At 43.1% G+C, this 19,684-nt stretch carries 21 protein-coding genes; 8 read left to right on the forward strand and 13 right to left on the reverse strand.

Features of this window, described 5'->3' with window-relative positions:
• Positions 1 to 50 precede the first annotated feature (50 nt).
• Positions 51 to 1,277, reverse strand: a complete 1,227-nt coding sequence (gene mtaB, locus V7P40_RS03755; protein WP_333784635.1) for a tRNA (N(6)-L-threonylcarbamoyladenosine(37)-C(2))-methylthiotransferase MtaB — start codon at positions 1,275 to 1,277, stop codon at positions 51 to 53.
• Between the two features lie 20 nt (positions 1,278 to 1,297).
• Between mtaB and V7P40_RS03760 the strand changes: the two genes are divergently transcribed.
• Both V7P40_RS03760 and V7P40_RS03765 read left to right on the forward strand, forming a co-directional pair.
• Positions 1,298 to 2,044: a YebC/PmpR family DNA-binding transcriptional regulator gene (locus V7P40_RS03760; protein ID WP_333784636.1), complete on the forward strand. Its 747-nt coding sequence runs from the start codon at positions 1,298 to 1,300 to the stop codon at positions 2,042 to 2,044.
• Between the two features lie 171 nt (positions 2,045 to 2,215).
• Entirely contained in the window at positions 2,216 to 3,079 is an 864-nt protein-coding gene (locus tag V7P40_RS03765; RefSeq protein ID WP_333784637.1) for a hypothetical protein, read from the forward strand.
• Here the strand turns inward: V7P40_RS03765 and lpxI are convergent.
• Positions 3,069 to 3,869, reverse strand: coding sequence for a UDP-2,3-diacylglucosamine diphosphatase LpxI (lpxI, locus tag V7P40_RS03770; RefSeq protein ID WP_333784638.1), 801 nt, complete (start codon positions 3,867 to 3,869; stop codon positions 3,069 to 3,071). The genes V7P40_RS03765 and lpxI overlap by 11 nt on opposite strands.
• Entirely contained in the window at positions 3,866 to 5,200 is a 1,335-nt protein-coding gene (accC, locus tag V7P40_RS03775; RefSeq protein WP_333784639.1) for an acetyl-CoA carboxylase biotin carboxylase subunit, read from the reverse strand. The genes lpxI and accC overlap by 4 nt, the downstream gene beginning before the upstream one ends.
• 34 nt (positions 5,201 to 5,234) lie before the next feature.
• On the opposite strand from accC, the gene V7P40_RS03780 reads away from it, so the two are divergent.
• Positions 5,235 to 6,167 carry a PfkB family carbohydrate kinase gene (locus tag V7P40_RS03780; RefSeq protein ID WP_333784640.1) on the forward strand — a complete coding sequence of 311 codons (933 nt, stop codon included), beginning with the start codon at positions 5,235 to 5,237 and terminating at the stop codon, positions 6,165 to 6,167.
• Positions 6,154 to 6,474, forward strand: a complete 321-nt coding sequence (locus tag V7P40_RS03785; protein WP_333784641.1) for a YraN family protein — start codon at positions 6,154 to 6,156, stop codon at positions 6,472 to 6,474. Before V7P40_RS03780 ends, V7P40_RS03785 begins: the two co-directional genes overlap by 14 nt.
• On the opposite strand, the gene V7P40_RS03790 is transcribed toward V7P40_RS03785, so the two are convergent.
• The 3 genes from V7P40_RS03790 to purE are packed head-to-tail and all read right to left on the reverse strand — an operon-like array spanning position 6,466 to position 7,480.
• Entirely contained in the window at positions 6,466 to 6,705 is a 240-nt protein-coding gene (locus tag V7P40_RS03790; protein ID WP_333784642.1) for a KH domain-containing protein, read from the reverse strand. The two genes, V7P40_RS03785 and V7P40_RS03790, sit on opposite strands and share 9 nt — an antisense overlap.
• A 15-nt stretch (positions 6,706 to 6,720) precedes the next feature.
• On the reverse strand, positions 6,721 to 6,960 hold the full coding sequence (gene rpsP / locus V7P40_RS03795; RefSeq protein WP_333784643.1) for a 30S ribosomal protein S16: 240 nt from the start codon (positions 6,958 to 6,960) through the stop codon (positions 6,721 to 6,723).
• A 25-nt stretch (positions 6,961 to 6,985) separates the two neighbouring features.
• Positions 6,986 to 7,480, reverse strand: a complete 495-nt coding sequence (gene purE / locus V7P40_RS03800) for a 5-(carboxyamino)imidazole ribonucleotide mutase (RefSeq protein WP_333784644.1) — start codon at positions 7,478 to 7,480, stop codon at positions 6,986 to 6,988.
• An 18-nt stretch (positions 7,481 to 7,498) separates the two neighbouring features.
• On the opposite strand from purE, the gene V7P40_RS03805 reads away from it, so the two are divergent.
• Both V7P40_RS03805 and tpiA read left to right on the forward strand, forming a co-directional pair.
• On the forward strand, positions 7,499 to 10,000 hold the full coding sequence (locus tag V7P40_RS03805) for a cation-transporting P-type ATPase (protein ID WP_333784645.1): 2,502 nt from the start codon (positions 7,499 to 7,501) through the stop codon (positions 9,998 to 10,000).
• The gene (gene tpiA / locus V7P40_RS03810; protein ID WP_333784646.1) at positions 9,997 to 10,728 is read left to right on the forward strand and encodes a triose-phosphate isomerase; all 732 of its coding nucleotides are present in this window, start codon (positions 9,997 to 9,999) and stop codon (positions 10,726 to 10,728) included. The genes V7P40_RS03805 and tpiA overlap by 4 nt, the downstream gene beginning before the upstream one ends.
• Here tpiA and V7P40_RS03815 read toward each other — a convergent pair.
• Genes V7P40_RS03815 through def form a run of 6 tightly spaced genes read right to left on the reverse strand, consistent with a single transcriptional unit; the run spans position 10,681 to position 15,558 of the window.
• Positions 10,681 to 11,718, reverse strand: a complete 1,038-nt coding sequence (locus tag V7P40_RS03815; protein WP_333784647.1) for an LptF/LptG family permease — start codon at positions 11,716 to 11,718, stop codon at positions 10,681 to 10,683. The genes tpiA and V7P40_RS03815 overlap by 48 nt on opposite strands.
• Positions 11,719 to 12,702 carry a porphobilinogen synthase gene (hemB, locus tag V7P40_RS03820; protein ID WP_333784648.1) on the reverse strand — a complete coding sequence of 328 codons (984 nt, stop codon included), beginning with the start codon at positions 12,700 to 12,702 and terminating at the stop codon, positions 11,719 to 11,721.
• A 12-nt stretch (positions 12,703 to 12,714) separates the two neighbouring features.
• On the reverse strand, positions 12,715 to 13,176 hold the full coding sequence (locus tag V7P40_RS03825; RefSeq protein ID WP_333784649.1) for a YqhA family protein: 462 nt from the start codon (positions 13,174 to 13,176) through the stop codon (positions 12,715 to 12,717).
• Complete coding sequence (locus V7P40_RS03830) at positions 13,148 to 14,791, reverse strand: cytochrome c biogenesis protein ResB (RefSeq protein ID WP_333784650.1); 1,644 nt, start codon at positions 14,789 to 14,791, stop codon at positions 13,148 to 13,150. Before V7P40_RS03830 ends, V7P40_RS03825 begins: the two co-directional genes overlap by 29 nt.
• Positions 14,784 to 15,083 (reverse strand): hypothetical protein, encoded by a 300-nt coding sequence (locus V7P40_RS03835; protein WP_333784651.1) that lies wholly within the window; start codon positions 15,081 to 15,083, stop codon positions 14,784 to 14,786. Before V7P40_RS03835 ends, V7P40_RS03830 begins: the two co-directional genes overlap by 8 nt.
• Positions 15,040 to 15,558, reverse strand: coding sequence for a peptide deformylase (gene def, locus V7P40_RS03840; protein WP_333784652.1), 519 nt, complete (start codon positions 15,556 to 15,558; stop codon positions 15,040 to 15,042). Before def ends, V7P40_RS03835 begins: the two co-directional genes overlap by 44 nt.
• A 44-nt stretch (positions 15,559 to 15,602) precedes the next feature.
• Between def and glmS the strand changes: the two genes are divergently transcribed.
• Complete coding sequence (gene glmS / locus V7P40_RS03845) at positions 15,603 to 17,381, forward strand: glutamine--fructose-6-phosphate transaminase (isomerizing) (RefSeq protein WP_333784653.1); 1,779 nt, start codon at positions 15,603 to 15,605, stop codon at positions 17,379 to 17,381.
• On the opposite strand, the gene argF is transcribed toward glmS, so the two are convergent.
• Complete coding sequence (argF, locus tag V7P40_RS03850) at positions 17,368 to 18,285, reverse strand: ornithine carbamoyltransferase (protein ID WP_333784654.1); 918 nt, start codon at positions 18,283 to 18,285, stop codon at positions 17,368 to 17,370. The genes glmS and argF overlap by 14 nt on opposite strands.
• Before the next feature lie 23 nt (positions 18,286 to 18,308).
• Here argF and V7P40_RS03855 point away from each other — a divergent pair, with 23 nt between their 5' ends.
• Positions 18,309 to 19,409, forward strand: coding sequence for a glycosyltransferase family 4 protein (locus tag V7P40_RS03855; RefSeq protein ID WP_333784655.1), 1,101 nt, complete (start codon positions 18,309 to 18,311; stop codon positions 19,407 to 19,409).
• The last annotated feature ends 275 nt before the right edge of the window (positions 19,410 to 19,684 follow it).

Below are 19,684 nucleotides of genomic sequence, written 5' to 3' on the forward strand. Positions count from 1 at the left end.
TCAGTTTAGTGTCTGCTTTTGGAGCTTGATTTTTACCGTTTAACAAAACTTTATATCCTTACAAGCCTTATGTTTCCCACATCTTCAAAGTTTGGATCTTCCAAATGGATATAGTTTTCAGTAAGAGCCCTACCTTTCTCTATGATCAAAGCTCTTAATGTTTTTCCTTCCATAGCCTTTTTAAACTCTCGTCTTTTCTTTTCATCCAGAGCCTTCAGCAGTTTCACCCTTTCTTTTATAACTTCTTGCTTTACTTTTGGTGACATTCTGCTTGCTTTGGTATAGGGCCTGTCTGAATAGCTAAAGATATGAAGGTATGCAAAGGGAAGAGTTTCAACCAAGCGATAAGTTTCCTTAAAATCTTCTTCACTTTCTGTGGGAAAGCCTACGATTATGTCCGTGCCAATGGCAGACAGAGGTCTTTTTTTCAGTATTTTTTCCACAAGCCTTTTATAATCCTCAACTGTATAGCCCCTTTCCATGCGGTCTAGGATTCTGTCAGAACCACTTTGCAGGGAGAGGTGAAAGTGTGGAGCTATTCTTTCTTCAGTTAGTATCAAGTCAAGGAGTTTGGGGTCTATTTCCGAAGGATACAGAGAGGAAAGTCTGAAGATTTCTATACCATTCACAGTAAGTAGCTCTTTTATGAGCTCGTACAGGTTTGTGCCCAAGTCCCATCCGTATTGAGTAAGCTGGGTGCCGCTTAACACCACCTCTTTAAATCCTTTCTCTGCAAGTAGCTTTACCTGCTGTATGACCTTTTGCACAGGCACGCTCCTTAGCTTTCCCCTCGCGTAAGGTATAACGCAGAAAGTACAAAAGTTGTTGCATCCTTCCTGAACCTTTAGAAAGGGTCTTGCTTTCTCAAAAAAGACAACAAGGTCAAAGTTTTTTAGACTATTCTGTTTAAAGATGTTTTCCACAAATACCGCTTTACCCTTTGATTGCAGGTATTCTTCTAGTATTTCTACCAGCATATCCTTGTGGGAGTTACCTATTACAAGATCCACCTCTTTTAGGCTTGCAAGCGCCTGCGGGTTTGTTTGAGCATAACATCCTGTGGCTACAACTATCGCCTCTGGGTTTTCCCTTTTGACTCTGTATATCTGCTGACGGGAAGATCTATCCGCTTCTGAGGTTACCGTGCAGGTATTTATTATGTAAATGTCCGCCTCACCGTTAGTTCTTACGTAGCCTTTTTGTAGTAGTCTTTGGGCTATAAACTCACCGTCAAAGTAGTTGCTTCTGCACCCAAGATTTATGACAGAAAATCTCACAAAGATTAAAATATAATACCATGGCAGGGCACAGTCATTGGGCACAGATCAAGCACAAAAAGGCAAAGGCAGACGCACAAAGGGGAAAGTTATTTACCAAACTTATAAGGGAAATAACCGTAGCGGTCAGGCAAGGAGGGCCAAACCCAGAAACTAACCCAAGGCTTAGAACAGCCATAGAAAACGCCAAAAAAGCCAACATGCCTATGGAAACCGTAGAGAGAGCCATAAAGAAGGGAACTGGAGAACTGGGAGGGGAAAACTACGAAGAGGTGATCTACGAAGGCTACGGACCGGGTGGGGTGGCCCTTATGATATTGGCTACTACAGATAACAGAAACAGGACAACTTCTGAGATAAGGCACGTGCTTTCCAAGCACGGAGGAAACCTTGGCTCTTCTGGGTGCGTATCCTTTTTGTTTGACAGGGTAGGTCTTATAGAGGTTCCAAAAGATAGCATTTCGGAAGATGAACTTTACGAAAAGGCTTTGGAAGCAGGAGCAGAAGACATCTTAGTTGGGGATGTAGCCTATACGATCTACACCCTTCCGGAGGAGCTTTACCAAGTAAAGGAAAAGCTTCAATCCTTGGGGGTTCAAATAGAGAAGGCAGAGGTTACCTACAAGCCAAACAGCACGGTGTCCATAACAGACCCAGAAACTGCTAAAAAGCTTTTAAAACTTTTGGATGCTCTTGAGGAGCTTGACGACGTCAAAGAGGTCATAGCCAACTTTGACATGGCGGAGGAGCTGATAGGGGGTGTTTAACTGCTGGAGAATTTCTTCAAGCTTTTAGGGGTTCTAATACTTGTATTAGCCTTTTACCTTGTCTTTAGCCACTACAGAAGGACCATCAAATTCTACAGGAGGCTCGGGGCGAATATAACTTCTTACATCCTTCTGAGGGCTCGTCTTAAGCTTGAGGGCAGAACCTTTCGGATGAGTTTTTTTCCTCGTGGCTACTTCTTAACCATAAGCACCCCAATATCTATTGATGGTTTCCTATCCATAGAGAAGGGACTTCTTTCTAAGGAATTTAAAACTTTTTACGACGATGAAAATTGGGCAAAAATGGTTTTGGAAAACTCTAAGATCAAACTCCTTACAGAGCGAGGAGAACTTCCTAACCTCTTTTCGGTAAAGATAAGTGGTAGGACATTAAAGCTAAGCTTGAATGCAAAGAGAATAGATGAAGGTTTAGAGGACGAGGTGAAAAGAGCAATAGAGTTATTGCTTGATGTAATACCAAGCTTAGAAAGCTTGCCCAGCTCTTCTGTTGGCTCAGAAAAAGAAAGGCTCAGGAACTGGATCCTTTACTATACGCCGGCGGGCATATTCATTCCTCTGTCTGCCCTTGGGATCTATTGGATGATCAAGGGATACAGAGGTGCCCTATGTGAGGACGAGCTATTTTTGTTGGGCTTTAAAGTTCTAACTCCCCTATTCCTTGCTCACCTTTTTCTGGCTATTCTCCTGTTGGGAAAACATCTGCATCTAAGAGCCCACTTATTGTCTTTACTCATTCTTTACTTTGCAGGATATTACCTTACACCGCTGGTAGTACTTGAGCCTTTTAACGCAAGGTTTGATAACTCTGAGCCAAAGGTGATTGAAACTAAGATTTTGGAGAAATATAGTGCTCATAGGGGAGGGTTTAGGGTTGTGCTTGAGCTCACAGGATGTTCCTTTCGCGTATCAGAAAGGTTTTACAATAGGGCGAAGGTGGGAGACGTGTTGGTCCTACAAGTTAAGGATGGAGCCTTTGGCATAAAGTGGGCTTACAGATACTATCTTAAGGATTAGCTTCAAGGGGCAAACCTACCACCGAGATCTTATACCTGTCTGCAAGCTTTAAAAACTTTTCTTTATCCACTACATAAACCTTTCCCGCTTCCAAAAAGAGGGCATCTGCCTTTATAGACCTAAGGGCTTCTAAGGTCTGAAGTCCCACCGTGGGTACGTCTATCCTAAGGTCTTGGTGCTTCCTTGCCACCTTTATAACTCTGCAACCTTTGCCCGCAACCTTTCCAGCTCTTAGTATAGCCTCCTGCGTCCCCTCCATAGCTTCCACGCTCACCACCGCCTTTTGCTTTACCACCACTGTTTGCCCTACATCCAAACTGGCGATCTCCTTGGCTATATCATATCCAAATAACCCATCCTCCAGTGCCTCTTGGGATGGCTCCACCGTGTTTAAAAGCCCTCTTCCCGCTAAGATGTCCTGAAGGTAGGGGGTAGGGTCTATAAACTCAAAGCCCATAGTCTCCAGCTCTTCAATCAGAGCCTTTATAATGCTCTGCGCCCTCTTGTCCTTTGCTTTGGAGAGTATCTTAAGAGCCAATCCGTCTAAGGTCAAAAGATGTGAAAAAAGCAGTTTGTGCTCAAACTTGCCCAAAAGGACTATCTTGTTTATTGCCTGTTTTTCCAAAAGCTTAACCAAAGAACCAACCTTTCCAAGGGGGAAATAAGCTTGAGCATCTACGTCCGTAATACCCCTTACACCAACTACGAAAACTTCCTCTCCAAGCTTTTCCGCACTCTTTTTAAAGACCGACGGCAAACTGCCAGACCCTGCTACTAGGCAGATTTTCAAAGGAGCATCTCCTCCAAAAATCGTACGTGGTGTTTTGCGGTTCTAAACTCCCTTGTTGCCAACAGCCTTTTGTGAAAATCTATATTAGTCCTTAGTCCTTCTCCTTCTATGATAAACTCCTCTATGGCCCTTTTTGCCCGGTTTATGGCTTCTTCCCTGGTTGCGCCCCATACTATGAGTTTGGCAATCAGAGAATCATAAAAGGGAGGGATTTTGTATCCACAGTAGATGTGAGTATCCACCCTTACGCCCGGACCACCAGGAAGAAAAAGTTTATCTATCCTGCCCGGAGATGGTAAAAAGGTGTTTGGGTCTTCAGCGTTTATTCTAAGCTCTATGGCATAGCCCTGTCTTTCCACCCTCTTTATGCTAAGCCTTTCCCCCTGTGCTATTTTAATCTGCTCTTTTACAATGTCTATGCCCGTTATCATTTCAGTTACTGGATGCTCTACCTGGATCCTTCCGTTCATCTCCATAAAGTAGAAGTTTCCCTCCTGGTCCATCAAAAATTCCACTGTTCCAGCACCAACGTAGTTTATAGCTTTACAGAACTCTACGGCCATCTCCTCTAACATTTTCCTTTGTTCTTCTGTAATGCTTGCACTTGGTGCTTCCTCTACAAGCTTTTGGTATCTCCTCTGAATTGAACACTCCCTTTCCCCTAGGGCTATTACGTTTCCATACCTGTCTGCTAGCACTTGCACCTCTATATGTTTGGGATTTACCAAATACTTTTCTATATACACCCTGTCGTCTCCAAAGGCTGACTTTGACTCTTGCATAGCCAAGGGTAATTTTTCTCTTAGCTCTTTTTCGTCATAAACCACCCTTATGCCCCTTCCACCACCACCGCCTGCAGACTTTACAACCAAAGGATACTTTATTTCCTTTGCTATATCCAAAGCTTTTTGAAAATCTACTGGACCGTCGCTTCCGGGAACTAAAGGAATACCAACTTTCTTAGCAACTTCCTTAGCCCTTATCTTGTCCCCTATAAGCGCCAGCGTTTCCGAAGAGGGACCGATAAATATTTTCTTGCTTACCTCCACTATCTGTGCAAACTTTGGGTTTTCAGAGAGAAAACCATAACCGGGATGAACCGCATCCGCAGAAGATACCTCAATGGACGCCATAATTCTCGGAATGTCAAGATAGCTCTTTAAGGGTTCCGCAGGACCTATACATATGCTTTCGTCTGCCAGTTTTACATGCATAGACTCTTTGTCTGCTTCAGAATAAACTGCCACAGTTTTTATTCCCAGCTCTTTACAAGCCCTTATGATCCTTACCGCAATTTCTCCTCTGTTGGCTATTAGGATTTTGTTTATCATCGGTTAAAATTTTAATAAATTAGACTTGCAAAGAATGAAAGAGAAATTTAGAAAGGTCCTTGAAAAGCTAAAGGACCTTAAAATCCTCGTAGTGGGAGACCTGATTTTAGACAGATACATATTTGGAACTGTAGAGAGGATTTCGCCAGAAGCACCCGTGCCTGTGGTAGAGGTGGAAAGGGAGGAGTTTAGGTTAGGTGGTGCAGCTAACGTGGCTAATAATCTTTCTTCCTTAGGGGTGAAAACTTACCTGGTGGGGATCACAGGTTCAGACTACGGCAAGCACATACTGAAAGGCCTTATTCGATCTGCCTTTATAGAAGACCTTACGTTAGAGGACAGCCAAAGACCGACCACCGAAAAGACAAGGGTGGTTTCTATGTCCCAACAGCTTCTAAGAATAGACTGGGAAGACAGAAAACCCATCTCTGGAAGAGTCTTAGAAAAGCTTCTTGAAAGGCTTGACGTAGAAGTGGATGGGGTTATACTGTCCGATTACGCAAAGGGAGTGGTGTGCGAGCCTGTGGTAAAGAAACTTAAGGAGAAAGAGGTTTTTCTCTCTGTAGACCCAAGGCCTGTAAATAAATCCCTTTACTATGGTGCGGATCTGATGACCCCCAATGAGAAAGAGGCAAGGCAAATGGCTGAGGGAACATCGTTGGAAAGCTTAGGTTGGACGCTAAAAAAGGAGCTTAATCTTAAAACTTTGGTGATAACCCTTGGACCCAAGGGTATGGCTCTCTTTGATAAAGAATATACCAACTTTCCAGCAAGGGCAAAGCAGGTTTACGATGTTTCTGGTGCTGGAGATACGGTTGTTGCAGTATTGACTGCTTCTTACCTTGCCAGCGGGGACTGGTATTTAGCTTGCGAGCTTGCCAACCTGTGCGCTGGTATAGTGGTAGGTAAGCTGGGCACAGCATCCATAACTCTATCGGAGATTCTAAACGCCATTGAAGAAAGGTAAATACTTTGAAGACTTAGCATGCCAATATCTAACAAGCTTAGGATACGAAATTCTTATTAGAAACTTCCACTGTAGGTATGGAGAGATAGACATTGTAGCCCTTGAGGGTGAGACGTTAGTATTTGTGGAGGTGAAGGGAACCCATACAGGCCTTGAGCCTGCGGAAAGAATAGATTATAAAAAACTTTCAAAAATCTACATGTGTATAGATGAATTTTTAAAGGAATACCCCGCACGGGAGTGCAGGGTTGATGCAATCATAATAAAGGGCAATCAAATTGAGCACCTAAGGAATATATCACTCTAATATTTCTAAGACCACCCTCTTGTTCGTTTTTCTTCCCATAGCGGACAGGATGGTCCTTAGGGCTCTGGCAATTCGGCCCTGTTTGCCTATAACTTTTCCGATGTCTGCCTTATCCACCCTTAACTCAATAACTATGGTCTTTTCTCCTTCTATCTCTACCACGTTTACCCCATTGGGGTTATCTACTAAGGACTTAGCGGCTATCTCCACCACATCTCTGAGTTGGCTCATGGCACTACCTCCTTCTTAAAGTATGTTAGCATTCTTAAGCACACTTTTGGCTCTATCGGAAATTTCAGCTCCTTTTTGCACCCATTCTTTAACTTTTTCCGGTTTTATGTCCAAAAATATCTTTTTTTTAGGATCATAAGTGCCAAGTATGTCAACGTATTTCCCTTCCCTTGGAGAGCTTGATTCTACGACGACTATTCTGTAGATCGGATAGTGAGCCCTACCAAATTTAGAAAGTCTTATCCTCAAAGCCATACCATTCCTCCTATAAGGTGTTATATTATAGCATACTTTTCAGCTCTTTGTTCATATTATCTACCTTCTCTTCAAGTCCTTTTGTGTATTCTTCCAGCTTACGCTGGAGGTCTGCATACTTTATGGAAAGTATTCTAACCGCCAAAAGGCCTGCGTTAGTTCCGTTGCCTATACCTACGGTGGCTACAGGCACCCCTGGGGGCATCTGGACTATGGAATACAGAGAATCTACTCCGTTTAAATGCTTGGAAGGCACTGGCACGCCAATAACTGGGAGAGTGGTCATAGACGCTGTCATACCTGGCAGATGGGCTGAACCTCCCGCACCTGCGATTATTACCTCTATTCCTCTTTCTCTTGCACTTTTGGCATACTCGTACATTACCTGTGGTGTGCGATGGGCAGAAACTACTTTCACTTCACACCTGATTCCAAACTCCTTGAGAACCTCATAAGCTGGCTTTAGGTATTCCCAATCGGATATGCTCCCCATTATGATACCTACGAGAGGTCTATCCATAATACAATATGATAAGCGATGCATCACAAAACCCCAGAAGAGGTCTTTAAGGAGTTAAAAACTTCTCCTTTGGGCTTATCGGAGGAAGAAGCTAAGAAAAGGCTTGGCATTTATGGACCCAACGAAATAGAAGAAAAAAAGGAAAGCCTGTTAGGCATATTCCTCAGACAGTACACAAACCCGTTAATATTGGTTCTTATAGCAGCTGGTATACTTGCCCTTTTTTTTGGAGATTGGCATGATAGCGCCGTCGTGTTGGGGCTCGTGTTTATAAACGGCATCGTAGGATTTTACCAAGAAGTAAAAGCTAAAGCTTCTATAGAGAGCCTCAAGCTTCTAACCAGGCAGAAGGTAAGGGTTATCAGAGAAGGAATAGAAAAAGAAATAGATGCATCTCTTTTGGTGCCTGGCGATCTGATATTACTCTCAGAGGGGGACGTAGTGCCGGCAGATGGAAGACTTTTGGAAGAGTCTGGTCTTTTGGTAGATGAGGCTATTCTGACGGGGGAATCTTTGCCCGTGGAGAAGTATTCCCATCTTGTGTTGGAAGAGGACACTCCCATATACGAAAGGCTAAACTGTGTATTTAAGGGAACGGTAGTGGTCAGAGGTAGAGCTAAGGCAGTGGTTTATGCAACCGGAAAAAATTCTCAAATGGGACTTTTGGCATCCAAGCTTGAAGAAAAGCCACCAGAGAGTCCGCTGACTGTTGCCATTGGGAGCTTTGCGAAGAAGTGGATGGTAGCTCTGATAGTGATAATTTCTCTGTTGGTCCTCGTAGGTATAGCTCAGGGTAGGGATTGGAAGTTTTTGGTCTTTTTCGGTATTGCTCAGTTGGTCTCTGCGGTCCCAGAGGGGCTCCCTATCGTAATTACCATAGCTTTGGTGGTAGGTGCTTTAAGATTGGTAAAGAACAAAGTTCTGGTCAGGCACCTTCCTGCTGTAGAAACCTTAGGAAGTGCTACCTTTATATGCTCAGACAAAACTGGCACCATAACTGAAGGAAGGCTTAGAGTAGAGGATTACTATTCTTTGGATGAAGAAGCTCTTATTTTCTGCGCCGCTTTGTGCAACGATTCAGATGGAAAGAAGGGAGATGCGGTAGACCTTGCCCTTTTGGAATGGTTGGACAGAATAGGTTTTAACTGGTTGGGTATTAGGCGAGTTTTTGAAAGAGTTTGGGAACATCCCTTTGACACCAGAAGAAGGCTTATGGCGGTGGTGGTAAGAAACGGTTCGCATTATGAGCTATACGTGAAGGGGGCCCTTGAAAGTCTGTCAGACATGACGGATAACGTAGCGCAAGATTTGATCAAAACACACGACCGCATGGCAGAAAACGGGCTTAAAGTCTTAGCCTTTGGTAAGGCTGTGCTGGACAGAGTACCAGACAGCATAGACTCTCTAAAGCTTGAAATCGTAGGACTGGTGGGCTTTTTGGATCCACCAAAAGAAGGGGTAAAGGAAGCAATAGAAAAGGCAAGAAGAGCAGGTATAAGGGTTATCATGATAACCGGAGATAATCTGCTGACTGCAAAAGCTGTGGCAAGCATGGTAGGTATATACAGAGATGGGGATTTAGCCATTGAAGGAAGGCAGATGGCTGAATATTCAGACGATGAGCTTTACGAGCTTTTAAAGAGGGTCAGCGTGGTGGCAAGAGCTCTGCCAGAGGACAAGTACAGGATAGTAAAGGTTTTACAGTCTAAGGGGGAGATAGTAGCAGTCACTGGGGATGGTGTGAATGATGCGCCAGCTCTCAGGGTGGCTAACCTGGGGGTGGCCATGGGCTCTGGTGCTCAAGTTTCAAAGGACGCTTCAGCCATGATAATAACAGACAACAACCTATCCGCTATCGTCCAAGCCATAATGCTTGGAAGGCAGATATCCACCAACATAGCCAAGGTTATAAGGTATCTTCTTTCTACCAACATGTTTGAGATCTTGTACAACAGTCTGGCCATACTTACGGGCAAGCCTTTGCCTCTTTATCCAACCCACATCCTTTGGATAAACTTAGTAACGGACGGCGTTCAGGACAAGGCCTATCCCTTTACAAAGCACGAAGACGATCCTTTTAAAGAAAAGCCCAAGAAGCCCCAGGAGGTTTTTTTGGGTAGAAGACAACTTTTTTATATCATCTACAACGGGACCATAATGGCCTTTGGACACTTCATCCTCTTTAGTTATCTTTTGGAAAAATACCCCTATCAGACTGCGCTCACCATAAGCTTTATTTCTGCAGTATTTTCCCAGTGGTCTGTGGGCATACAGGAGATAAGCAAGAAACCCTTCCTAATAAACCCAATAAGCTACGTAAAACTAAATCCTTACATATATCTCGGCATTTCCATAGGCATGTTCCTTCAGTTTTTAGCTATATTTGTATTTAGTGAGTTTTTCCAGATTATTGAACCAAACATACAACAGCTGGGCTATGCCCTTATTATGCCTGGTATAATATTTATTGCCGTAGAAACAAGAAAAATAGTAGAGTATCTACTTAGGAGAGTATCATGAAGCTTATAGCAGCTAATTGGAAGATGAACAAAACAACGCAGGAGACAAAGGATTATTTGGAAAAATTTTTGGGATTGGTGGAGGGGATAGATGGAGTGGATATCTTAATTTGCCCGCCCTTTACCTCTCTGTGCGTAGCTTGGGAGATACTAAAAGACAGTAAAGTCAAGCTTGGTGCCCAAAACTGCCACTATGAACAGAAGGGGGCTTTCACGGGAGAGATATCCTTAGACATGCTAAAGGACCTTGGAGTTTCTTATGTGATAGTGGGCCACTCGGAAAGGAGATGGATCTTTGGAGAAACAGACGAGCTTATAAACAAAAAGATAATAGCCTGCCTTGAAAAGGGTATAAGACCTATACTTTGCGTGGGGGAGAAGATAGAGGATAGGGAAGCGGGTTTGACTCTGAAAGTAATAGAAAGCCAGCTAAAGCTTGCCCTTTCTGGACTGGAGGACGTATCAGACAAAATAGACGTAGCCTACGAGCCCGTTTGGGCTATAGGTTCAGGAAATCCAGCCATGCCTGAGGATGCCCAGCTTGTTCATAGCTACATAAAGGAACTTTTAGGAAAGGTTAGAGTGCTTTATGGGGGTAGCGTAAATCCCAAGAATGCGTCAGACTTTCTCTGTATGCCAGACGTAGATGGGCTTTTGGTAGGTGGTGCAAGCTTAGACCCCCTATCCTTTGCTCAGATAGTAAAGGCTTCTTGCGCAGATAAAGCTTAACACTAAGAAGGGAACAAGCCCTATTAAAGGGTTCTTCCCAAACTCCTCCGCCGCTATCTTTACCGAGTTTAGACTGAAAATATAAATGGACCCGTAAATCAAAAGAAAGGTAGAGGGTTTTAAAAAGGCTCTCTCTCTAACCAAAGCCAACAGCATAGGGCTAAGTATTACTACGTTAGAAAAACTCACCACTAACCTTCTTAACAACTCCGCAAGGTAGAGCTCTCTGTTCATTCCTATTTTGCCTGCCAAGAAGTATAAGGAAATAAGGCGACCCATACTCAGATGATTTAACTTCTCCCCAAAAGCCTTGGCCTCTTCCAAAGGGATAAACTTTATGCTGACGTCTGCCTGCTTTTGGAGCTCCTTTTCAAAAAGGTTTATCTGTGCGTTCTTTAGCCTTAGGTTCTCACCTTCCCAATAGCCTTCCTCTGCTGTTATCAACTCCGTTATGTAGCCCTCTTCCAAAGATACTAAAAGAATATCATGCACCTTTTTATTCCTTAAATCCGCAAACCCTATCCTGATGTAAGCATTGTTCAAACTTAGCCAAAGGTCGTTTAGCAGAAGCTCCTCCTGTGGTTTACCCTTCCTGAATTCCCTTTCCAACGAGTAGGCAGTTTTGAAAATGTATGGGTAGAAACTATAGCTTAGTGCAAACTGGATAAGAGATAGAAATAGGGAGAAAATTAGGATGGGCGCAAAGAACCTGAGGGGAGAAATGCCAAAGGTGCTAGCTATTTTATCGTAAGACTTGCTGAAGACCCTCTTCAAATAAAGCATTAGAGAGAGGTTGTTTATTATGGGGGCAGTGTAATAAAAGCTAACTAGTACAGTTGTAAGCATAGCCTCTGGGATTATTCGCAGGTTGGCTGTTTTGTATAACAAAAGAACGTCAAGCACGGAATAGAGGCTTAGAATGAATGCAAAAACGAGGCTCAAAAGAGTAAAGGCTTTTAGAAATTCCTTCAGGTTGTAAAAGAAGAGCATTTAAAGTAAACCTTTGTTTATCAATCTTGCCACATCCTTTGCAAAGTAAGTTATTACCATGTCCGCACCAGCCCTCTTTATAGAAAGGAGGGTTTCCAACATAACCTTTTGCTCGTCTATCCAGCCAAGCCTTCCTGCGGCCTTTATCATGGCATACTCACCGCTTACGTTGTATGCACACACTGGAAGCAGGATAGCTTCCTTTACCTTTGCGATTATGTCTAAGTATGCCAAAGCTGGCTTTACCATGATGATGTCTGCACCTTCCTTTACATCCAATAGAACTTCCTTTATAGCTTCCCTTGCGTTGGCTGGGTCCATCTGATAGCTCCTTCTGTCTCCAAAGGCTGGAGCAGACTCCGCAGCTTCCCTAAAGGGTCCATAAAAGGCCGAAGCAAACTTAGCGGAGTATGCCATTATAGGTATGTGATAGTATCCAGATTCGTCTAAGGCGGACCTAATAGCTTGAACCATCCCGTCCATCATACCAGAAGGTGCCAGCATGTCCGCTCCACTTTCTACGTGGGAAATGGCCTGCTTTTTTAGATTTTCCAAGGTTAAGTCGTTATCTACGGTGTTTCCTCTTATCACCCCGCAGTGTCCGTGCGTAGTGTATTCACAAAAGCACACATCGGTTATCAGATAAATATCTGGAACGTGCTTTTTTATTTCTCTAAGAGCCCTTTGGATGATCCCATGCTCGCTCCAAGTGTCTGAGCCTACTTCGTCTTTGTGCTCGGGAATGCCAAAGAGTATGATGGCGGGAATGCCAAGGTCTCTAACTTCTTTAACCGCATCAACCACCTTATCCACACTGTATCTGAAAACTCCAGGCATGGATGGGACTTCTTCCACTATCTTTTCCCCATATCTTACAAAGATTGGGTATATAAGGTCGTCAAGGGAAAGCTTAGTTTCCCTAACAAGCCTTCTTATGTTTTCGTTAGCCCTAAGCCTTCTTGGTCTTAGCTTTGGAAACTCCATAATAGAACTATTTTAATGCTCAGATTTGATCTTGTAGTAGAATATAAGCACGCCAATTACCGCAGATACCGCTAAGCCAAAAAGCAAAGTATCCAGTGGATTTTTCCACTCTACAAAATTCTTGGTAAAGGTAATAGCAAGTATAAGAACTATAACGCTTGTTAATTTAGACTTTAGTTGGTCTATGTTTTCTATCTTTAGCCAAGGGGCAAGTTTTAACTCTCCTACAAAGAGCTCGTATAAGCCCACAGCGAATATGTAAAGAATTACCGAAAGAAGGTGGATGTCCATTACGGATATAAACTTTGTAGCTAGCACCGCTGTATCTCTTGCGCTTTCGTCTGTTAAGACCTTGTAGAGCGTCTCAAAAAGCACGTATATACCATAAAAACCAAGAAACACCGCTCCCACAAACAGGCTAAGGGAAGGCAATAAAGCTATTGCTTTACCTTTCTCCAGAAGCTTCTTTAACATCTCCCAGTTCCCTCAAAGAATCTAAAAAGCTCTTTCTAAACTCCTCCTTCAACTTATGGGACCAAAAGGATATTTTAAGCGTATTTCCTTCCAATCTTGCCCAAACTTTGCGATGAATTGTGTAGAAAGCAAGAATCAATCCCAACACCAAAAGAATGGATCCGATCCAGATGATGGGAGAGCCTGGGCTGTAAGAGATTTGAAAACCACTGAAAAACCGTGGCCTAAAGCCTTCCAAAAACATTATGTAAGGAAAGTCTCTAAGTTCTTGTATCTGAGAAAAGGCAAAAACTGTAAGCTCTGGAGAGTATATGACTGGCACGTTGTAATCTCTACCATCCTTTAGAACTTTTATAACCAGAGCTGGTTTAAGATCCCCTTCAAAGCCAGCCTTTTCGTCCTCAAGGTTTAAAACAGACCTGTCTATGGACAAGAGCATGTCCTTGAATTCTACTACCTGACCCGCCTTTATCTCCACCTCTCCCAAAAAAGCTCTTTTTGGATCTTTGGGAAGGATGTTCCTGTCAAAGACCGAGAGTTTTACCCATCCAGCTTCTCCGGTGAGTCCGTAGGTTGCCTGAAATATCCTGTAGGGTCCGTGTTCAAAGGGAGCATTTACCGCAACCAGACCTTCCTTTATCACCTTTCCACCCTCAATGATTTCAATATTGCTTTCAAAACTGGCTATGGCATCTTTTATCTTTGGATCTCCTTTAAACTCCTTCCCTTTCCTTTTTGCTTCTTCCTCATAAGAGACTATATGAAAGGACTCAAGCTTTATCTGAAAGGGGAGCCTGTAGGATTTTTTACCATCCAGAGACTGCATAACGTTTTCCCTTAAGCCCTCAACCACTACCACCGTCCCCCTCTTGCCAAAGAGGGCATCTATCAAAGCTCCAGCCATTATGATAAGCAGGGCTATATGGACCACATAAACCCCAAGGCGAGAGTATTTTCCCTTTTCTCCGTAAAAGAACGTCCTTTCCCCCTTTTCTTCTACAAAAACCTTAAATCCCTTGGATTGCAAGAACTTAATGACCTTGTTTTTGTCTGGATTTACCATCACCTCCACGGGTTTTAGGTGCTTTTCAAGATGCTCATCTAACCTTTGAAATCTCTCCTTTGAAAAGGCATGCTTCCACACGCTTGGCAGTCTTTTGTAGGAGCAAAGGATCAGGTTTATAGCCAAAAGGACTATGAAGAGTATGTAATACCAAGAATGAAACACATCGTTCAACCAAAGCTTCCATATCCAAGAAGCTATTTGTGGTCCGTGCTCTTGAACATAAAAATCGTAAGTTTTCCCTTGCTGTATGTACGTAGAGCCAAGCATAGAAAGGATTCCTATGGTTATCATCAAAAATATAGCAAGCCTTAGGCTTGCAAAGAACTCAAAGAGAAAGGTAAATAGGTTGCCCTCCTTTTTGTATTCTTGGTATAAGCTTTTTGCAGCGTTCAGAACAAACTGAGTAAAAGCTATGGCAAACAGAAAGCCTGTGATGGCAAGTAAGAGAAAGTAAACAGTGCCCTTCTCCTTCAGGTGAAAAAGTCCAATTATCGCTACAGCCAAGAAAGAAATAGAAGAGGTTATAAAAAAGGCATAACCTTTAAACATTTTCTAAAGCCTTGTAGTAATCTACCACCTCCCTCCTTACTCTGTCAAGAAGTGTTTTTGACCTTAGTTCTACCACAGGATACTCTTGACCGTCAAAATTTACAGTGGGAAGCTGTATGAATAACCCTCCGTTTTTTGCCTGAAAGAGTTTTATACCCTTTATTATCACCTCTCCTACCCTAACTTCTGCATAGCCCAAAAGCCTTGGCTTTTTACTGCTTATCTCAAAAGGGTAAAACTTTAAAAGCTCAACCTCTGGAACGTTGTCTTTGGAGTTTGTAGTATTTTTCAAGAGCTAACCTCCTCTTTAAGCCATTTACTCTGTCTATGAAAGTAATGCCGTTTAAGTGGTCCAACTCATGCTGGAAAACTATAGCTGGGAAGCCTTCAAGCTCGTATTCCTTTTCTTCTCCTTCAAGGTTCAGAGCTTTCAACCTTACCTTTCTGTATCTTTCTACCTCTACAGTTAAACCCGGGAAGGAAAGGCACCCTTCTCTATACCTTATAGTCCCTTCTGCGTGAATAAGCTCTGGGTTTATCAGGACGAGCTTTAGGGGAGGGCTCTCTTTCTTTGGGGTGGTGTCTATAACCATAAGGCGAAGGGGCTCACCTATCTGATTGGCAGCCAAGCCCACCCCATCTTCTGCATACATAGTATCAAACATGTCTTCCACAAGCTTTTTTATGTCCTCATCTATAACATCCACCCTAAGGGTGGGTGTCTTTAGAATTGGGTCTGGATAGCTACGAATTTTCCTTACAGCCATAACTTGAATTAATTTAACGCTTAACCAGTTTAAAATAAAGTCCTATGTGCGGAATAGTAGGATACACAGGAAAAAGAAAGGCGGTTTTTATACTTTTGGAAGCGTTGGAAAGACTTGAGTATAGAGGCTACGATTCTGCTGGTGTGGCTCTTTTAGAGGATGGTAAGATCTTTGTAGAAAAAAAGGTTGGGAAGATAAGGGAGCTAGTAAGAAGTCTTTGGGGCAAACAATTAGACGCTACCCTTGGCATAGGACACACCCGATGGGCTACCCACGGGGGCGTATGCGAGCTGAACGCCCACCCCCACACAGACCAGGAAGGGCGCTTTGCTTTAGTACATAACGGCATAATAGAAAACTACAGAGAGCTGAAGGAATTTATCATCTCAAAGGGCATAGAATATAAATCAGAAACGGACACGGAGGCCATAGTCCATCTTATATCCTTAAACTACAAGGGAGACCTTTTAAAAGCGGTTTTTAAATCCCTTCCCAAGCTAAAAGGAGCATACGCCTTTGCAGTCTATACACCCTTAGAACCTGGTCGTATAGTTGGGGTAAGATACGGTAGTCCCCTTGTTGTAGGCTTGGGAGAAGGAGAAAACTTTTTAGCTTCTGACATACCCGCTTTAATCCCCTTTACCAAAAACATAATACCTTTGGATGATGGGGAGGTGGTGGATTTAACACCCGAAGGGGTAAGCATTTATGACTTTGAGGGAAACCCAAAGGTGAAAGAGCCCATAAGGATCCACTGGGACATCATAGCCGCAGAAAAGGGAGGTTTCAAACACTTTATGCTAAAAGAGATCTTTGAACAGCCCAGGGTGGTGGCAGATACCATAAAAGGATACCTATCCAGAGATTACGAGCTTCCCTTTTCTTTAAAGGAATTTAGAAGGATACTCATAACAGCCTGTGGTACTTCTTACCATGCGGGGCTTGTTGGAAAATACTGGCTTGAAAAGTTTTTGGGGGTGCCTGTGGAGGTAATTTATGCTTCTGAGCTAAGATACGCAGACAATCCGATAGATCCGCAAGACTTGGTGATTGCCATATCCCAGTCTGGTGAAACTGCAGACACCAGATTTTCTGCCCTATCAGCAAAGGAGAAGGGAGCCAAGCTTTTATCTATCGTTAATGTTATGGGAAGTGCCTTAAGCAGAGAATCGGACTATACCCTATACACCCACGCAGGACCGGAGATAGGCGTGGCGGCCACAAAAACCTTTACCTGCCAGCTGGCAGTTCTCTTTTCCTTAGCCATAAGCGAGCATTCAGAAAGAGAAAATCTCACGGACGAGCTCCTGAAGATACCCCACCTTATGGAAGATGTGCTTTCAGAAAGCGAAAGCATAAGGGAGGTAGCACTCAAATACACTAAAAGCAAAAATACGCTTTATTTGGGAAGATACCTCAGCTACCCTGTAGCTTTGGAAGGGGCACTAAAGTTAAAAGAGATATCTTACATCCATGCGGAAGGCTACCCTGCGGGGGAGATGAAACACGGACCCATAGCTCTAATTGACGAGAACATGCCAGTGGTAGTTGTGGCACCAAAAGACAGAGTACATGAAAAGATAATTTCAAACATAGAGGAAGTTTTGGCAAGGAAGGGCATAGTTATATCCGTAGGCTTTAAGGAAGATAAAGAGATTCAAAGGCTCTCGGCGGACTTTATAGGCATTCCCAATTGCCACGAGGACCTAACACCCTTTTTGACGGTCGTCCCCCTTCAACTTTTTGCCTATTACATAGCGGACTACTTGGGTTTAGACGTGGATCAACCCAGAAACTTGGCAAAAACCGTTACTGTTGAGTGAGCAAGAACTTTAAAAGTCCCATCTGAGCATACATCCTGTTTTCTGCCTGAGTAAAGATAAAGTCCGCATAATTTTCAAAAACGTCTTCGGTTATCTCTTCCCCCTTTCTGGCAGGAAGGCAGTGCATTACCAAAACACTTTCCTTTGCGTGCTTTAAAAGCTCGCCATTTACCTGATAGGGTTTAAGGGCCAAAAGCTTCTCTTCGGTTCTGTTTTGGTTCATGCTGACCCAAACGTCCGTATAAACCACATCCGCATCTTTGACCGCTTCTACCGGGTTGGGAGTTAGATATATACTTCCCCCTGTGATCTTGCACAGATCCTCTCCCGCTTGGTAGTAATAAGAGGAAGGCTCGTGCCCTTCGGGAGTAGCTACAAACAGGTTAAGACCAAAAAGCCCTGCACCTACAAGCCATGTGTTGCAAAGGTTGTTCCCATCACCCACATAGGCGATCTTGAGCTTTTTTATATCCTCCCCAAAACGCTCATAAAGGGTAAAAACATCGCTCAAAACCTGGCAAGGATGGGACATGTCCGTTAGGGCGTTTATAACCGGTATGGACGAATAAGAGGCTATCTCTTTTAGCTTTTCGTGAGAATCGGTGCGAACTATAAGACAGTCTAAGTATCTTGAGAGTGTTCGGGCAGTGTCCTTGAGATCCTCTCCTCTTACTAACTGAAGACTCTGCTCTTGAAGAAAGATAACCTCCCCACCCAAAGCCCTTATGCCTACCTCAAAGGACACTCTAGTCCTTGTGGACGGTTTGGTAAAAATCAAAGCAAAATACTTGCCTCTTAAATACATCTCTTTGTCCTCCCCCTTTTTGATAGCCATAGAGCTTTTAAGTATGGCCCATCCCTCTTCTGGCGTAATGTCCCAAAGGTCAATAAAGTGCCTTATCATAAACTATATTATATCTTAACCCGATGAAGATATTAGAAGTTATAGATAGCCTCGGATGGTGTGGAACAAAGGAACAGACCTACTTAAACACACTACACCTTAGCAAACATTTTGAAGTGCATCTTGCCTTAGCCTTTGGACACAAAGAGATGATAGAAAGGCTAAGAGGGAAGGTTGAGCTAAAGTTTTACGAGGTGGACAACGGCAGCAAAAGAAGGTTTAACATAAAGAATTACTTAAGGCTTTACCACATTGTCAAAGAGGGAAACTACGATGTTTTGATAGCCAACTCTTCTTGGTCTTTAAATTACGTAATTGCCATACTGCCGTTTTTGAAGAAGAAACCTAAGATAATAGCCCTTAGAAGGTCTGGCTTTACTCCTTCCTTTTTCTCGAAGCATCTTAAGTATAGGTTTGTGGATAAGATAGTTGTAGTTTCCAAAAGGGTAGCAGAGCATCTTATAAACATTGACTTTTTTCCAAAGAAGATCGTGGTTATAGAGTCGGGAATTGACCTTTCAAGGTTCAAACCTTCGGAGGAGCTGAGGGAAGAATACAGAAAAAAGCTTGGCTTGGGGAAAGAACATAAAGTTTTTGTAAATGTTGCCAATTGGCAACCTTGGAGGAAGGGACAAGATGTGCTTTTGGAAGTTTTTTCACAGATAGTTAAAAAATACAGAAACGTAAGGCTAATATTGGCTGGAAAGGATACAGATTCGGAGCAAGCGCTGGAAACTATAAAAGGGTTCAACCTTGAGGATTTTGTAATACCTCTCGGTTATAGGGAAGATGTAGAAAAGATCCTTCAAGCTGGAGATTACTTTATCCTCACTTCAAGGTCCGAAGGCATTGCGGGCAGTGTTTTGCAGGCTATGGCCTGTGGTAAAGTGGTTCTTTCCACCTTGGCAGGAGGCATTGGGGAATATCTGATAGACGGCTTTAATGGCTTTAGTGCCAAAGTGGATAACAAAGAAGAAATAGCCCAAAAGCTTGAAAGAATGATAAACATAAGCAAGGAAGAATACTCAAGGCTCTCTGAAAACGCAATAAACACCGCAAAGAACTATTCAATAGAGACCAACATCAAAAAGTGGGTTGATCTGATCAGCTCCATCTCCGATTAAAAACTTTTGCAAACTTGCAAAACGTCTAAAAACCGAAAAATACTGAAAATAAAAAAGCTTAAAAAACTAACTGCAAATCCGCAAATAAAAAAAACACTTGACAAACTTTTTTAAACATGCTATCATTAAAACCATCAAAAACCTTTAAGGAGGGTAGTAGCATGAAGAAGAGCCTTTTAGCTATGGCAGCACTTATGGGAGTTGCCACATTGCCAGCCCACGCTTGGAGGGTGACCGTAGACAAAGAGACTTTTGCGGACATTACCTTCTCCACC

The sequence above is a fragment of the Thermocrinis sp. genome, assembly GCF_036781485.1.
Classification (GTDB): domain Bacteria; phylum Aquificota; class Aquificia; order Aquificales; family Aquificaceae; genus Thermocrinis.

Excerpts from the sequence above, each read along its gene's own strand:
- accC (WP_333784639.1), bottom strand. The coding sequence starts at position 5,200 with ATGATAAACAAAATCCTAATAGCCAACAGAGGAGAAATTGCGGTAAGG.
- V7P40_RS03760 (WP_333784636.1), top strand. The coding sequence starts at position 1,298 with ATGGCAGGGCACAGTCATTGGGCACAGATCAAGCACAAAAAGGCAAAG.
- V7P40_RS03780 (WP_333784640.1), top strand. The coding sequence starts at position 5,235 with ATGAAAGAGAAATTTAGAAAGGTCCTTGAAAAGCTAAAGGACCTTAAA.
- V7P40_RS03815 (WP_333784647.1), bottom strand. The coding sequence starts at position 11,718 with ATGCTCTTCTTTTACAACCTGAAGGAATTTCTAAAAGCCTTTACTCTT.
- def (WP_333784652.1), bottom strand. The coding sequence starts at position 15,558 with ATGGCTGTAAGGAAAATTCGTAGCTATCCAGACCCAATTCTAAAGACA.
- V7P40_RS03855 (WP_333784655.1), top strand. The coding sequence starts at position 18,309 with ATGAAGATATTAGAAGTTATAGATAGCCTCGGATGGTGTGGAACAAAG.
- V7P40_RS03825 (WP_333784649.1), bottom strand. The coding sequence starts at position 13,176 with ATGTTAAAGAAGCTTCTGGAGAAAGGTAAAGCAATAGCTTTATTGCCT.
- glmS (WP_333784653.1), top strand. The coding sequence starts at position 15,603 with ATGTGCGGAATAGTAGGATACACAGGAAAAAGAAAGGCGGTTTTTATA.
- argF (WP_333784654.1), bottom strand. The coding sequence starts at position 18,285 with ATGATAAGGCACTTTATTGACCTTTGGGACATTACGCCAGAAGAGGGA.
- V7P40_RS03790 (WP_333784642.1), bottom strand. The coding sequence starts at position 6,705 with ATGAGCCAACTCAGAGATGTGGTGGAGATAGCCGCTAAGTCCTTAGTA.
- hemB (WP_333784648.1), bottom strand. The coding sequence starts at position 12,702 with ATGGAGTTTCCAAAGCTAAGACCAAGAAGGCTTAGGGCTAACGAAAAC.
- rpsP (WP_333784643.1), bottom strand. The coding sequence starts at position 6,960 with ATGGCTTTGAGGATAAGACTTTCTAAATTTGGTAGGGCTCACTATCCG.
- purE (WP_333784644.1), bottom strand. The coding sequence starts at position 7,480 with ATGGATAGACCTCTCGTAGGTATCATAATGGGGAGCATATCCGATTGG.
- V7P40_RS03765 (WP_333784637.1), top strand. The coding sequence starts at position 2,216 with ATGAGTTTTTTTCCTCGTGGCTACTTCTTAACCATAAGCACCCCAATA.
- V7P40_RS03805 (WP_333784645.1), top strand. The coding sequence starts at position 7,499 with ATGCATCACAAAACCCCAGAAGAGGTCTTTAAGGAGTTAAAAACTTCT.
- tpiA (WP_333784646.1), top strand. The coding sequence starts at position 9,997 with ATGAAGCTTATAGCAGCTAATTGGAAGATGAACAAAACAACGCAGGAG.
- V7P40_RS03830 (WP_333784650.1), bottom strand. The coding sequence starts at position 14,791 with ATGTTTAAAGGTTATGCCTTTTTTATAACCTCTTCTATTTCTTTCTTG.